The following is a 15,105-nucleotide window of genomic DNA, read 5'->3' on the forward strand; positions in this document are numbered from 1 at the left end:
TTTAAGAAAAATCCACTATGTCATCTAAGGAAAAGGTTTCAGCTCGAGCCGAAAAAGCATCTGCGGCCACGTCAGCAGAAATCTTTCTGGCGTGATCGTCACGGTATTTTTGAAAGCTGCGATTGCCTCGGTGGCCCATAGCGGTTTTGCCATAGTCCAGGCCCGGCTCCCCCAGATCGGCAAGAAAGGTTTGCAACAATGTGCGCGCCAAATGACTTGAGGATCCAATCGCATCATCCCAAGTCCGTCCGAACCAACCATATGCGACAGGGTCGCCCTCATAGCGTAAAAAAATTGGCCGGTGTTGCGTCATAGCTTGATCGCGTAACTGCGGCAGGTATCGTGGGCCGTTGTCACCCAGCAATAATGCGTTGAAGAAGATGTTGAAACTGGGCTGGAAATTGACGTTCAGCATCTTTCCAACCTTTGATTGAGTGTATTTGAAAGCATAGCTGTTCGTATCTGCGTGGTAGAAAACACCCTTTCCCCAGAACATGCGATCGACGACATCACGCGCGCGCGGTGGGCAGGCGACCGTGATGCCGCGAGCGCAAGCTTTCAGGCGTCGCTGGTGGCGGTGGGCGACGTTAGAGGTGGCATTGGCCTCTTCGAGATGAATGCGTGCTGTGGCCAGTGTTACGGGCAGTGTAGGGGCTTGAAGAGCATTGAACATTTTTATTGGTGTTTGCCTGCTTTCGAGCCCTGTGAAGCCACGGTAATTCCGTTCGAACCTTTCCGAGGTGGGATGAGACGCCCCGTGGTGCGTGGCAAAGCGACGTAACTCTTCAGCAGTGCTACGTAGATAAGCCCATCTCGGCTGTGCCTCGGCCGGGTCTTCACCGTTCTCGATGGCCTTTGCAGTGGAGCGGTCAATCAGGTCATCGTAAAGTGCGCACTCGGCTTCAGCGCTCTCAAGATCTATCGGCATTCCTGATTGGTCCGCCGACCAAGCGAACATGCCAAGGCGTCGTTCCATGCGCTCTATGATGGATAGGGCGTAGGTCTGATCGCGCCGCAATTTGCGTAAGGTCTGTTGCCAATCCATTGGCAGTTCACTGACGGGGACGGAGACCGTGCGTCGATAAGTGCGGCGTATCCCGTGGTTGTGGGTCCGGTAAGACGAGCGATGCTGGAACTCTTCACCGGCGGCGGTAGTGGCTTCGATGAGTGCCGGGCTAAACCCCAGAGCCTGTAAGGCTCGGCTTAGAGCTTCGATTTGTATGAGCCCATCGAGCTGCCAGATTTCGACGGCCTTGGGGTCTGCAGGCTTGGAGGGGATTGCCAAAGACAAGAAAGCCCGGATGTCCGCTACTGCCGGTGCCATGATGCGGTGATGCGCGCAGAACCCTATAAACGGTTCCAGCGCCTCAAGTTCGGCCGCGGTGGCATTCGCAATGCCAGGCAGATGGGCAACGCCCCTCATGTGTGGTGCGCGGAGAATGGCTTGGATGCGACGCGTCATTTTTTGCTCCTTTTCCGGATCGTGCGCTCCGCTGCGGCAGCAGCTTCTTCCATCGCGTCTTGTGCAATCTTGGCGCTGCTGTCGGGATCAAGGAACGCGTAGCGCTTGCTGCAAACCGCCTCGGAGTTAGCAAGCATATCGGCAATGTTCCGCATGGATTCTCCCATACGGACCAGAATACTGGCGAACCCGTGGCGGAAGCGGTGGAAGGTCATCGGCACACCTGCATCATTGGCCGCCGACTGAAACCACTGGCGAAAAGTTGATGGATGAAGGCGCCCGCCGGGCACCCGGATTGACGGAAAAAGGTAGATGCTTTCGTTCTTTGGATCGATCAGCGGCCGGATCGATTTGAGATACCAGTCCAATACCGCTGGACCCTGGCGATTCACGCGAGGGGTCATCTCCGGGATCTTCACGCCGGCCTTAGCTTCCTCGGCAGGTATAAAGAACTCCCAACCGGCCCGCGGGTTGATATTTGCCCGACGCCCGAGGTGGCGCAACCAAATCGCATTGCGCAAGCGCAGCGGTCTGCCGGTCAGCACAATGGCGCAGACTGCGGCGCACACTCCCAGGCGGATCACCCGGGATTGATCCTGAACACTGAGGTGGTTCGCGTCGAAAGAACCGTCCGGGTCCAGCCCATTTTTCATGATCTCGTCGGCTTTCGCGCGGAAAATGCGATGCAAATTGTGAAACCGCCGCTCTTTTTCAGGATCATTTACAAGATTGCGGCACCAAGCTTGAATATGCTCGGGCATTTCGTCACGTCCGGCATCTTTGAAGTATTCGCTCGATTTTACCCGCAGTTTGATATCGGCCACGACGTCTGTGTCGAAGGTGTCGACGTTCCTTTCAAGGATCATGCGGATTGTCTTGTAGTAGCCCAGAGCGGAGTCAGCTTGGACCGCCGATGGCAGATGTTCGCGATCTTCTGTAGCGCGGATCGTCGCCGAAATATGCTCGGGCGCAAACAATGCGTCGACATCATTGGCGGCCTCAAGGTCGGAGACAGGCCGATCATAGGCTGTATCGGGATCGGTTGGGCAATATGGCAGTAACTTGACGTGATAGCGGAGTGCAGCCCGATAGTAGTCCTTCGTCTCTTTCGTGATTGTATCATGAACCTTGCTCGTATTGATATCGACCCGCGTTGCGGCGATCGAAACAAGGTGGTCGATCCGCGCCTCTATGTGCAGCGGTAAAGCGTCAGTCAGGCGTCGCGCGGGTTGGGCAGGGATGGGCGTCTCTGGTAACAGATCACCAAAGTCTACAAGCCCGTTCCACTCATTGAGGGTTCGGAACGCTTTTTTGGTCAATTCCCGTTCCTTCGAAGTAACGAAAGCACCTTCGAGCGCGTCAAACATATCCTCGGTCAAATCCCAAGGTTCCAGATTGGCGCGACGTGCGATGTCGGAGAAAGTCTTCACCAACGTAAAACTCCGCTTGTCCATAGGACCTTCGTTCTCAGTGAGCGGCTGCAAAACTGCCAACACCTCTGCCCAGCCATCTTGCTGTGCATTCCTGGCCGTGCGGACTTCATAAGCGCCCATGCAGCCACGGATCGAGCGGCGCACCCCTTCGCGAACCTTCTTGTAGCGGTCGAGCGTCACGCCCAGATCAAGCCGGGGATGCAGATTACGACCTGATTTTGGGAAGGCGGCGTCAAACCAGTCCAGCAGGCTCTGAAAGGCAGAGGGCGCGGGTGTGTGTCTGTCCGGGGCATCGCTTGAAAGGGAGAGCAGATGGGCGGGGCCGTAACCCCATTTATCGAGAAAAACCCGAAGGTGCTGAAGATCATGCTTCTTATGCGCTGCAGTCCATTCCAGGATCTCTTGAAAGGCTATAGGCTGGCCTGAGCCATGGGCGGTTTGGATTGCCGTGGCCAAAGCTGTGCTAACCGTCGAGGCGCGAAGGGTGTTGTCGAAAATGACGGCATGCGGCGTGGTCTGAAGTATGTCTGTCATGGTGTCCTTAAGAGTTGAATGAGTGGGGGAAAAACCGGTTTTTGTGCATAAATGCCGCTTTTTGTGCAGGCGAAGCGATACTCCTATCGTCTTTCCGACCCCCCAAAGTGGCAGGGGTTTCGCTTTAAGACGCCGGTTGTGCATCGCGTCTGCGAAAGAGGCAGGTCACGTATTAAAATCGCTTTTTTCATCAACGCTTGCGGCCGCTAAGGCGAAGACGGCTTGGTCCACAGCCTCAGGATCCTGATGGGCAGTGGGCGAGTTTGCCAACATCATCTGAGGCCGAGCTAAGGGTCCGATCAGTGAATGAAGAATGGCCCGCGGCAAAGTGAGTGCGATGTTGTGACGATGCCACAGGATGACATCGAGCGGACGATACATCTCCCGGTTTGGGCTCAGTTGAATTGCTGCAACTGGTGGAAGTGAGATGCCACCTGATTTCAGCTTCTTGCAAAAAGTGCCCCGGGCAAAGCCATACTCAAAAGCGAAATCCGCCCGGTGGACCAACCCCTGTTCCCAGAGAGTTTCAGTGAGATCAGAGATGCCGAGAATCTCGGGAATTAAACTCGACTGTCCTTGGCCAACATCTGCAGCCCTGTCCGGACCGCAGTTTGTTGCTTTCAACTCTGCCAGTCTGGCGGGCAACAACAGAGGTTCGATGCCATGAATTTGGCGGAAGACATCGAATTTTCGGTATCCTTTGGCGAGCTGGGTGAGGCCAAACATTGCGGCAATAGTGGAAACGCTATTGCGGGAAACGCCGAGATGGTGCCCCAGGTCCGCAACAGAGACCTCTCCATCGATGCTGGATTTCGGGAAAAAAGTTTCGTGTTTAGACATTGTCATCTCCTATTCCCGATAATATCGGAGGACTTAGGCAACGTCGGAAATCTGGATCGCAAAAAAGTTATGCTAATGACGAACAAAGCGATTGAGATCCCAGAGAGTGGGGTTATTCTTGTTAGTTCACTTTATGTTCTGTAGCGGTCAAATGGTTACATGGAGTGGTCCGTGCGTAACCTTGGTCTGATTGCGAAATCTGCGTAGCCGAGGATTTCATTGACCAATGCCACTCCCAAGGGTGCCATCTTTCACGATGGGTGAACCTCAAAGTGCCTTCATACCAAAGCCTTGAATGAAATTTATCCTATATAATATATGCTTATATAGTATATTTTGAATGTATCTTAATTTGGCCGCTTGGTTACATGGAGTGGTCCGTGCGTAACCTTCGTCTGATTGCGTAATCTGCATGGCCGAAGGTTTTCATTGAGCAATGCCAATCCCATGGGTGCCATATTTCACGGTGAAAGAACCCCAGACTGCCCTAATCTGAGAGATCTACCTCACCTGCATCATACCTATTTGTCTTATCTATCAGACGTTGAACTCGTGCCGGGTCACGGGGCCGATCGCGACCACTGGTTCTAACGATCCAATAAACGAGCAAAAGGCTGGCCACGGCTAACACTACCGAAATAACTGACAGGATGATCTCAAACGGCTGCAATCGTTGGCTCCCTGAGCTTGCGGAATGGGCAACCTTACCACATACAGAGCTCTATAAGAACATAGGATTTGACGAACAGCCGCTATTGAGCAACAGGAGAATTTGAAAGTCTTGCGGTGATTTAGTCGGACGGCCGCTCGTAATGGTCCGAGACATTAAAAGGGAAGCAGAGCTTGTTGAAAAAGATCGTCCCAACTCCATTAGTATTGGTGAGTGCGCCGACCTGAAAAGCATTCCCGATTGGATCGCCGCACAATACGCCTGACTGCGAGTGCATTAGAGGAAATCGATAATCCGCACCTCTTTGACGTAAGCGCCGGCTGTAAACTCGGCGGTCTCCCCCACTTCCTTATCCAGTAGGGCTTCTCCAAGTGGAGTATGGACGCCGATCAGCGCTTTGGAGGCGTCATGATCCCGTTCGCTGACAAGGGTCACCTCCATTTTGCCGCCACCTTTTTCGAGTTTTTCCAGGCGGATCTTAGTTCCGATCTGGGCAACCTTAAAAGTGCCGTCCAGCCTGTCCGTCTCTTCTTTCGTCCCAATGGAAGACAAAGGTTCGTTGCGAGCCTCACGCGGCGAAAAGAGGTCCCTTTCGAGGGGCAAGGTGGCCTGGCGGTCAGGATCTTGAATTGCCTCGGAAAGCTGTGAGGTAGCTTGCTCTTCATTGGCCGCATCGTTTAGCGGCTCGTCTTCCTCGTGTTCATCAGAGGAATTGACATCGTCGCCCTGTTGATCCGCTATTGCAGAATGCACCTGTATCTCAGGCTTGGCCTCAGCGGATACTTTGACCTCGGCATCGGGGCTCTCCGCGTCGATGTCTTCCTCCTGAAAGGTGGCGGCCTGAGCGGTTTCTGGATCCCAATCGTCCTCGGGATAGAAGGTGATCGTCTCAGTAAAGCGCTCGTCGATAGCAGCAGCTCCAATGGGTTCAATGCCAAGGCGCGAGAGCGTTTCGCATAGGTTGCGCCACCAGTATTCCTTGCTCGTTGCCCACTGGCTACCAAAGACGCGCCAGAACACCCATCCCGCGCGCTCTAAGGCAGATTGGCGGAGCATGTCACGATCCCAGACCTCGGGCCCGTGATAGGCGTCTCCATCAAGTTCAATCGCCAGGCGGCGATCTTCGGCACCCTCGACCACCAGATCAATGCGGAACTTGCCGGCTGATACCTGGGGTCGAACACGGTAGTTTGCTTCCATCAGACGCAGCAGGACTTCCTGCTCAAACCCGCTCTCACAGAGGTCTATAAGATCAAGACTTTCGCCTTTCGTGTGGGAGCGGCCATCCGGCATCGGATCAGCAAAGTGCTGGAGAACCTTGCTCTTGATATCGGTTGACTTCAGATCTTCGAGGCTTACGGAGCGCACGAGGTAAAGGCGATCCTTCGCACGACTCATGGCTACGTTGAAGCGCTGCTGATCTGCCTTGCTCGTTTGAGCGTGCGCATGACCCGGGGCGGCCACCATTGAAAGAAAAACAATAGATCGCTCTTGGCCTTGCATGGTTCGAGCATCTCCAAAGATGATACGACGCGTTTTGATCTTATCGGTCCCGACTCTTGGGTCTTCCATCAACATGCGCCCGATCATATCAGCTTGGGCCGCACCGATTAGGGAAATTACGCCGATGTCGCGGCCAGTATGTTCTGGCTCATGGATAATGCGGGCAATTTCATCGACGATCCACTTGGCCTCAGCATCATTGATGCCGCCATCTCTGGTGGCACCGGGGATATAGACGTCCACAAGGGGTGGGTCAAAGCGTTCAGAAGCTTTCGGGACGCGGAGCGGGACGAGGGCGTTGTTGTAGAACTGCGTCGAGAAATTGATGATAGGTGCCACACAGCGGAAGTGCTCGCGCAGCATCACATGGCTCTCAGGATGCATGCGCTTGGTGATCTCGAAAATGGACGAGTTTTCATCAATGAGATCGGCGCTCGGCAGGCCATCAAGGTATTCTGCGCGCAGGGCATTTACCTTCTGAACCGCGATACCCACCACAGATGGGCTAACCTGTTCTTCGTCACCTACCACGAGGATCTTCTTACCACGGGCGAGAGCTGCCAGCGCTGTGATGTCGCTCTGTGAGGCCTCATCGAGAATTACGAGGTCGAAATCGCCAAACTTGGCTGGAAGCTGTTCCGGGATCTTGTATTCAGGCATGATCCAGACTGGTGCTGCACTGGATGCCTGCTTGGCGGCGTCTTGCGCCGCACGAATGAACCGCGGAGCCTTCTTGCCCTTTCCTGTGCCGATCTTTGAGACGGCCTGTGTGAAAGCTTCCATGGCTTGTCGCACCGGCTTTGTCATTCGGCTTTTTAGGCCAATCAGTGTTCTTACACGGATTAGCTCTTCGAGGGCTTTAGCACGGCGCTTAGTCGCATCCGCTTTGCGGTTGCGGTGCTCATCCCCATTGCCGAGGTCAACGATACGGTCTACGCGACCCTTTATCACAGCCCACTTCCATGACGCTTGCCAGCCTTTTGGAATAAGCTCTAAGGCACGCTCTGGGGCTTGTTTAAGGCGGTCGGCCCAATCAGGGGCCTCGCACTCACAAAGAGCGGCAAGGTCAATCCCCAGGCGGTCCAGCTTCTCGGAGACCTCATTCAGCCGGGACACTTCTTTGGTGATCTCTGCGCGGGCTTTGACGAGATCGCTACCTTCCGTTTCTTCGTTCCCAATCGCGCCTGCCAGATCCGAAAGAGCACAAAGAATGGGAAGCGAGCCGTCGCCGGCCGCGGCTTTGAGTGCGGCAAGTGCGGCGGGCATCTCGTATTTGTCAGGAAGATTGGCCCGTAGCGCATTGATGGCAGGTTGGCATTCCAGTGTCGCGCAAAGAGCATCCAGGTCCAAATCAACTGGAAACAGGGAGCCCAGACCATCAACGACGGGTTTTGCGCGCGTTGCAAGCGATAGCGCATGTTCCAAGTCATACTGGCGATCAAGAAGGTAGTCAGCAATATCCCAGGGCTTGGTCGGCATGGGCGGAAATAGTCCAACGTCGATCAGGGGCCTCAGGGTGTCTTCGATGCGACGTGCGTCTTCCTGCAAACGATAAACGTCAAGGATGTGCTGCCAGTCAGAGGGACGTGTCGGTGTGGTGTCCTCAATTCGGATGCTCGCAACCGCTTCTTTCAGCGACTTATTGAAGATGCTGAACCCCACAGGTTTTTGGCCGGCAAGCCCTCTGGAGGATGCATTCTTGAAGTCGTCAGGACGACAGTCGCCGAGATCATAGCGGACGGTTTTCGCCTCGATGAGGCGCTTGAAACCGGAGAGGTAGTCAGCAGTTGCCTCGATATTCTTTTTGACAATCGCTGCATCAATTTGAAGGCACTGGACGGCAAGCTTTTTGATGTGGGCGGGCGTATCGCAAAGGGTTTCGTGGAGACCATAAAGCTCGCGCAAGATGGCTCGCGCCTGTTCCTCAGTAGCAGTTCCGTCTATTGCCATTGTCGGCGCCGAAGTGGGGTCCACTTTCTCACGTTTATGCCATGACAGTTCGGCTTTATGGGCGGCAACAATGTCCGCCGTGCTGGGGAGGTCTTCTGCTTTAGGAAGCCTTGCACCGGCGTAGACGATATCAGGAGCGAGCTCGGGGAGGGTTTCCCTTAACCTTCCGAGGATGTCGTCAAGTTGGGAAGGAGGCTGCTTGGAGGGGCGATCAATGAACCAGCCATGCGTTGCTTCATCGGCTGCGAGTATCTCGACTATCTCCATAGGAGAGTGCTTGCCGGAGTTCCATTCCATTTCAGCAAGGTTTACGCGTGCGATCTCTGCAAGCTCACGATCCGCATCGCGGATCTCGGCATCACAGTCGATAATCTTTTGCTCGAGTTTTCTGCGTTGGGCTTGAGCTTCGTCAACATCAAGGCCTACGACTTCGCTCGAAAGTTCGCTGACAGCCACTTGTAGTTGCTGCGCACTCTCGCGGTCAGTCCCAACGGAGGCGATGACCAAAGATTGGAGGCTTTTGGGGAGTTTCTCCCGGACAGCGGCAATAGCTTCCGGAGTTCGAGCTGTGACCAAAACCCGTTTCCCCATCGCCATTTCGTGGCTGATAATATTGGCGATCGAGTGCGACTTACCGGTTCCTGGCGGCCCTGATACACAGACGACGTCCAGAGATGGATCGTCGATCATATCTGAAATCTTGCCCTGCTCTTCGTTAAAGGGAAGAGGGAAGAAGTGAACTTTTGAGGATGCTTCCGTGCGGCCGGAGTTTGATGCACCGGAAGCTCCGACAGGATTACGCGGGGATGCACCTACATCGCCACTTGCAGATGGCTCCCACTTGTTCTCTGCGGCACCCGATAGAACAGAGGAATCCAGACCAAAGGCCGAGATGTCCTTAGGTGCTTCCTCCTTCGGGGAGGCGGTGAAACCGCGGATTGGCGCAGGCACATCGGCTTTTTCGTCTTCGACCTGTTTGCGGAGCTTTTGGATGTCGTGCACCCGGAACTCATTAGAGCGCGGTCTACCGAAGATTGCCCAGCTTGATGTGATCCTCAGATAATCGGAGACAGGCTCAATCTTTTCGCCTTCATCCAGTTCATCGCGTGTGATGTGGACACCGTCACTGGAAATGTTGCTGGCAGTAGTATCGAGCAAGGGCTCCCAGATGGTCGTAAAAGGGGAGAACTCGATGTCGCCGCGCAGAAACTGTTCGAGGTTTTCTTGGAGCTCGCGTTGAAGCCTTGGCGTGCCGTCGATGTCCAATTGGATATACGGCTTGAGAGAAAATGTAGGTCTCAGGTCACGGGGCCTGATAGCGATCGCGCCTTCGTTCTCGACCTCGATATCGAGACTCTGCTCCATTATAGGCATATCGACTGTCTTGCCGCTCTTCTTCCAGCGGCCGATACCGATTCCCCAGATAAGTTCAGGGGGAGCGCCTTCTGAGGTGTGGATCGCAGAATGGATCTTGAAGAGATCATTGTAGGCATTCATGGCCCGACGAACAGGCTTCTCCTTATGTGACCAGTCAGCCCACGGCCCACCGACATAGGTCTCGAAATCACGACGCATTTCCGAGCAGTTCTCTGCATGCAAGGTGACCTTGACGCGGCTTTCAACCTCAACTTCGTCCTCGACGACGATGTGGACATCTTCTGAATCCAGAAGGCCCATTTCAATCAGGTCAGAAGCCTCCTCGATCGGGACTTCAATGGAGATGGCGGACTTTAGGACGGGGGATTTATAGGGGTCAACCGGCGGCTGCTTCAGAAACGCTGCGACATGCTCAGGTGGCTGTGCGGGACGGGATTCTTGCTGACGTGCGATGCGCAACCACGCGCCATCCTCGCAGTTCAGCTCAAGTTTTGGAAGGTTCGCGAGTTCGTTTTCGTGGAAGACACCAAGTCCGGCCTTCATCTCCATTTGAACATCGCTGCGGGCTACAAGAAGCTCCTCAGCAAAGCCGAGGAGGTGAGAGATTTTACCGCGCTCTTCTGGGCTAACGTCTTCGTGGGATGAAACGGACATTCTCGGCAACCTGCTTTGTAAAATCACAACATGGTATAATGATTGCAACGCCGCGAGTTTAAGCACGCCACGACGTGAAGGTGCAACCTGTGGTTTACCGCTCATATTGGACATTCCAAGTGGCTGGTCGAACTCTTGCTTTCCCACCTGACCGTGGTCGAGGACATCATGGGTTATGATAAGGTTGCCGCCCCCTTCTTCGACCTCCTCCATGATGAAATGCAGATCGGAGGATACACTCGCGAAACTTGGCGTCCCATTCTGGAGGAGTTTGGAGGCGGCATCTGGGAAAACTGGCAAGTTGGGCGCGATTTCGAAGATGCTTCTCTTTACGCTCGTTTCGGCGTCACGCACCGAGACATCCCCGTCAGCGAGCGCCGCGCGTTCTTAGAAAGTCTCGTTACGCGCATCGAGGAATTCTATGGGCGATCCGACCTCGAAAGGATCGGTGGTCCGGGGAATGAAGTCTCAAAGATCACTCGGCTTGCACGGGCAAGGTGGAATCTGGATAATCTTGAGGGAGACATCGACCCCGTTTCACTCGCCATTCTTGGCGGTCTGTCCGAGGGGCGGATTCGGAACATGATGACCGGCGCAGACCGTATCTTCGAAAACACTGGCGGAAAGGTCAGCGCCCGAAGCGCAGCACAGTGGCTTGCAAATCGGGAAAGTTACTACGCGTCCATTTGGGAGCAGGAAGAAGATGCAGAGCTCGTCGAGCCAAACGCTGATATGTCAGACGCTGTTTTCGTGCCGCGCGCAAGCGACGGCAGCGTTTTTCACCCCGGTCTCGCGCGCAATGGTCACTTCACAATCGGAGCGAAGGGTCATGAACGCCAAGTTGAAGATTTTGACGAGGTCCTTCGTCAGCTCTTAAATATGAGAGGCCCCCGGTGGCGCCGACCGAATGCGGCTGGGGACTGGGGAATTGTGAAAGAAAATGACTTGATCCGTATCGAGCGAGCCGACCTCATGAATGGCAAGCTGCCCTGCTAATCATCACCCAAATTTTTGGAGCATCATTATGCTTGTTTCTGATATTCTTCACCATTTGACGACGATGCCGCTTCAGCGCACGGCTGACCTGCCCCGGGACAAGGTCGGGATCTATGGTCTCGCTGATCACGAAGGACGCTTGCGCTATTTTGGCTCGACGAGCTCAACTGCGGAGAACTTCCGTAAGCGCATCCATCAACGACACCGGACCGGCTCGGAAAACCGGAGCCATTATTTTTCCAAGGTCTACAATACTGGCCGGATGTGGCGTGATCCCGTTCTGCATCGTGAGAGTCCAGACGCCAAGATTTCTAAGGACTTGCGCAGCGCCTTCATCGCTGACCATTGCCGTGCAGTCTGGATCGCCCTGGACGGAACGAAGAGTGAGATTGAAAGTCTCGAGAGGGCCTTGATCGCCGCTGCGCCACCTGAGTGTTGTAGCTGGAATGCGAACACGGGCATTCGCTATCCAGAACCCGTCGGGCTGGTCGACGAGTTGATGGAGGCCCTTCAGTTCAGTGAGAGCCAGCGGGCGGCAGTCGAGCGTCAGGCAGGTTTGTTTCACTCAGATGGAATGACGGCCGCCTAATCAAGCTGCTTGGCTAAACGCGTTTCCATATCACAAGCATGAACCGATCGGAGATCGCCATGACACTTACTGCGTCAACCCCCTGCCGTAACTCCCTGCCTGACGGGTTGGTCTGTGGCTCCCTTGAGCGCCGCCCCCGCGGCAACTGCGCAGCCTGCCATCGGCGCGCGGCCGCAGCCTATCGCGCCCGCAAGGCAGCAGCGCCGGGCTCCCACACTGAGTCGGAATGGCTTACCCTCGCTGCGACTTTTTCGCACTGTCCAGGCTGCGGCAGGTCTTGGGAAACAGTCGAGCGTCCGAACGGGCAGCGCCTTCCATTCACTAAGGGGCATATCGTGGCCTTGTCCGGGGGAGGCTCTGACGGGATCGAAAACCTTCGCCCAGAATGCGCGAGGTGCAACTACGGAGGACCGGGGGTGGGATTTCGCTCAAAGCCGAGTCGCCGTTAATGCTCTCGCTGTCCGCTTGGCGGGCAAACGTAATTTTAAGAAATCGAGCGCTGGCATCCTCCGAACTATCATAGCTCGGTCACTTTGGCACAAAACTCGCACATCTGTAGGAACCGGGGCTGCTCGGCGGCTTTCTTCGGCTTTGTGATCCGCTTTCGTCTCTCCACCATCACGGTTGCTACCCTTTCCAGGACCGTCAGACTTTAAGCGCATTGCGTCCCAACAAGATTTCTTGTGATGTTGAGGACGAATGGGCAAACGTTAGGGACTGTCCTTTTTTGCAGTATTCTCCATGGGTCCTGAGGGCCGGAAATAAACTTTTAGATACGTTGATTGGCGCAGCATGATATTTGAAGTGAACAAGGCACTTAGCCTCCCCGAAATACGTCAAATTGTAGACAAGCGCACTGAGGTGCTGACGCGCTTTGGACCCATCTTCCGAAATCCATCCGTTCTGACCCAGCAAGATTACCTCGATTTTCTTAGCTTTAAGCACAATCATCATTGGACTGGATTAGAGCGCCTCGGTCGTGGAGCTGCCGAAGATATGGACAATCTCAGTGCTGCTATATCTCGATTAGTAAATGAGGATGCGAGGCTTTCCGAAAGGTTAGACGGCGCATTGTCCTCCGTCCGCGGCGTGGGCCCAGCAACATTTACTCCGATCTTGCTTGTTGCCTACCCTGAACGCTACGGCGTTTGGAATGGAACCAGTGAAGCTGAAATGCGCGAACGAGGCCTTTGGCCCTCCTTCCAAACGGGTTCCTCAGTCGGTGAAAAATATGAAGCCGTCAATTCAGTCTTGCTCAAATTGGCCGAAGAGTTAGAAGTTGATCTTTGGACACTGGACGCTCTTTGGTGGATGAGCCGCCTGGAACGTAAGAACACCGGGCATTACAAAGATGCAAAGTTCAAGGCCGTTTGGCATATGGCCAATCAGGCCGAACAGACGGCCAAACAATCATACGGTCAGATCGTTGAGCGGACATTAAAGAATAAGGATCTTCGGCAAACAAAAGAGGCGCTGATTGCGCACTTGACTGAACTCCTTGACGAAACCGGTGATCGCTGCGCGATTACGGGACTTGGCCTGCAATTCGATGGGCAGGATAAGCAGCTCTGGCCGTCCTTGGATCGTATTGATAGCTCGGGTCATTACGAGAAAGGAAATTTGCAGGTCGTGGCCCGCTTTATTAACTTCTGGAAGGGCGACAGCCTGGACGCCGAGTTTCGCCGGTTGATCGACAAAGTGCGCGGGGAGTAGCTACCGCCGACCGAACCATCTTAGGCGACGTATTGAAGAATTTTTAAGCTAAAAAACCTATCAGACACATGCATTTGGGCGAGAACTTCAATGAAAGTCTACATCGCAAATTTCGGCCGGCAGAATTACGAATGGCCAGTATGTCGAGACCGAGGCACTGTTGCCACCATGAACGCTGTTGCAGTCCAACGGTTTTGGGAAGCCAGCGATAGAGAAGCATACATCACCAACAGAATGGCCAATGATACTACAGCGGCAGGGGAAAAACCTACCCGCGCAACTGCATCTCGTTGGTTCAACTTGATGACCGCTGTCGCAGAAACAGCAGGTGATATATGGGTCCATAGGGATGGTAACGAGTTGTGGTGGACGACGTCACGACACGATACTCCAACTTTTGAAACTAAGATCGAACCCATTGATCGAGGACGTGAGGTCGTAGTCTGTCACAAGCCGTGCGAGCAGTGGTCAAAAAAGGACAGATTAGGGAATCCACTTCTTTGGAACCAGCTGCACCCCAAAGCGAAGGATTTCCTATCTACGGAAGCGACGCTTCAGTCGCTGAGTCCATCCTACCGCGACTATACGCTCGCCTTACTCGCGGGGGACGACCTAAGTTTCTGGCATAACAGCCCCTTATGGCAGGAGCGGAGCGAGACCGCGAAAAATAGCTACTCACCCGTCACTTATGGAACGCATGCCGACAAGGTTGCGTATCAACGCGCATCAGAGCTCTTCGACGCGGCTGACGCGGCTGACGCGGCCGAACGAATGGCTCGCATGGCGATGAAGACAACCAAGGCCGCTAACGGTCAAACTGTGGAGCGAGTGATAAAGAGAAAGGACCTCAAGTTCCCCACAGCGGCAGCCCTCCAAGATCACATAGTTGAGCTTATTAAAGCTCAAGAAGGCCGCTGTGAGTTGACAGGTCTTCCGCTGGAACTTGACGAGAGAAGCGGTGACTCCGCGATGTTCGCCTCTTTGGATCGTTGCAATAGTAATGGTCATTACGAGATCGGAAACCTTCAAGTTGTCTGCCGGTTTGCGAACTTTTGGAAAGGCTCGTCCGACGACGTAGAGTTTCGACGAATTTTGAGAATCCTCATGGAGAGTTAGAGAAACGCAGCCTTGGGCAACTAAACAACCGCCAAATCAGGCGTGCGATCGAAGTTTGACACCGGACAAAGAGGTTGGCCAATTTAGTAAACTTGAAGGTCTCAAGTTTGGACATTGAGGCAGTGCTAACGCTTCGAGTGCCTTAGAAACCAATCTGCCATTGATTAGGAACCCCTCTGCGAAACGATGATCTACAGTTCGTCTACTGCGGAAAGAGTAATTTGATCTAATCCCTTATCCAACCAAAGGTGTAAGTTAGCGGCCGGTT

General features: G+C 54.2%; 9 protein-coding genes. 5 read left to right on the forward strand and 4 right to left on the reverse strand.

Features of this window, described 5'->3' with window-relative positions; all coding sequences use genetic code 11:
• Position 1: 1 nt before the first annotated feature.
• From ACVBAU_RS02500 to ACVBAU_RS02515, 4 genes are all read right to left on the reverse strand, one after another.
• Positions 2 to 1,462 carry a hypothetical protein gene (locus ACVBAU_RS02500; RefSeq protein WP_448327705.1) on the reverse strand — a complete coding sequence of 487 codons (1,461 nt, stop codon included), beginning with the start codon at positions 1,460 to 1,462 and terminating at the stop codon, positions 2 to 4.
• Entirely contained in the window at positions 1,459 to 3,429 is a 1,971-nt protein-coding gene (locus ACVBAU_RS02505; RefSeq protein WP_448327707.1) for a tyrosine-type recombinase/integrase, read from the reverse strand. The genes ACVBAU_RS02500 and ACVBAU_RS02505 overlap by 4 nt, the downstream gene beginning before the upstream one ends.
• Positions 3,430 to 3,594: 165 nt before the next feature.
• A complete protein-coding gene (locus ACVBAU_RS02510; RefSeq protein ID WP_448327708.1) occupies positions 3,595 to 4,269 on the reverse strand; it encodes a hypothetical protein in 675 nt (224 codons plus the stop codon).
• Between the two features lie 946 nt (positions 4,270 to 5,215).
• Positions 5,216 to 10,636: an AAA domain-containing protein gene (locus tag ACVBAU_RS02515; RefSeq protein WP_448327709.1), complete on the reverse strand. Its 5,421-nt coding sequence runs from the start codon at positions 10,634 to 10,636 to the stop codon at positions 5,216 to 5,218.
• Here ACVBAU_RS02515 and ACVBAU_RS02520 point away from each other — a divergent pair.
• The 5 genes from ACVBAU_RS02520 (at position 10,592) to ACVBAU_RS02540 (ending at position 14,837) form a co-directional block, all read left to right on the forward strand.
• Complete coding sequence (locus ACVBAU_RS02520) at positions 10,592 to 11,419, forward strand: hypothetical protein (protein WP_448327711.1); 828 nt, start codon at positions 10,592 to 10,594, stop codon at positions 11,417 to 11,419. The two genes, ACVBAU_RS02515 and ACVBAU_RS02520, sit on opposite strands and share 45 nt — an antisense overlap.
• A 28-nt stretch (positions 11,420 to 11,447) precedes the next feature.
• Positions 11,448 to 12,008: a hypothetical protein gene (locus tag ACVBAU_RS02525; protein WP_448327713.1), complete on the forward strand. Its 561-nt coding sequence runs from the start codon at positions 11,448 to 11,450 to the stop codon at positions 12,006 to 12,008.
• Between the two features lie 59 nt (positions 12,009 to 12,067).
• The gene (locus ACVBAU_RS02530; protein ID WP_448327715.1) at positions 12,068 to 12,457 is read left to right on the forward strand and encodes an HNH endonuclease; all 390 of its coding nucleotides are present in this window, start codon (positions 12,068 to 12,070) and stop codon (positions 12,455 to 12,457) included.
• A 355-nt stretch (positions 12,458 to 12,812) separates the two neighbouring features.
• Positions 12,813 to 13,721 carry a hypothetical protein gene (locus ACVBAU_RS02535; RefSeq protein WP_448327717.1) on the forward strand — a complete coding sequence of 303 codons (909 nt, stop codon included), beginning with the start codon at positions 12,813 to 12,815 and terminating at the stop codon, positions 13,719 to 13,721.
• A gap of 90 nt (positions 13,722 to 13,811) precedes the next feature.
• Positions 13,812 to 14,837: a hypothetical protein gene (locus ACVBAU_RS02540; protein ID WP_448327719.1), complete on the forward strand. Its 1,026-nt coding sequence runs from the start codon at positions 13,812 to 13,814 to the stop codon at positions 14,835 to 14,837.
• Positions 14,838 to 15,105: the final 268 nt, after the last annotated feature.

The organism is Sulfitobacter sp. M13, from assembly GCF_053474885.1.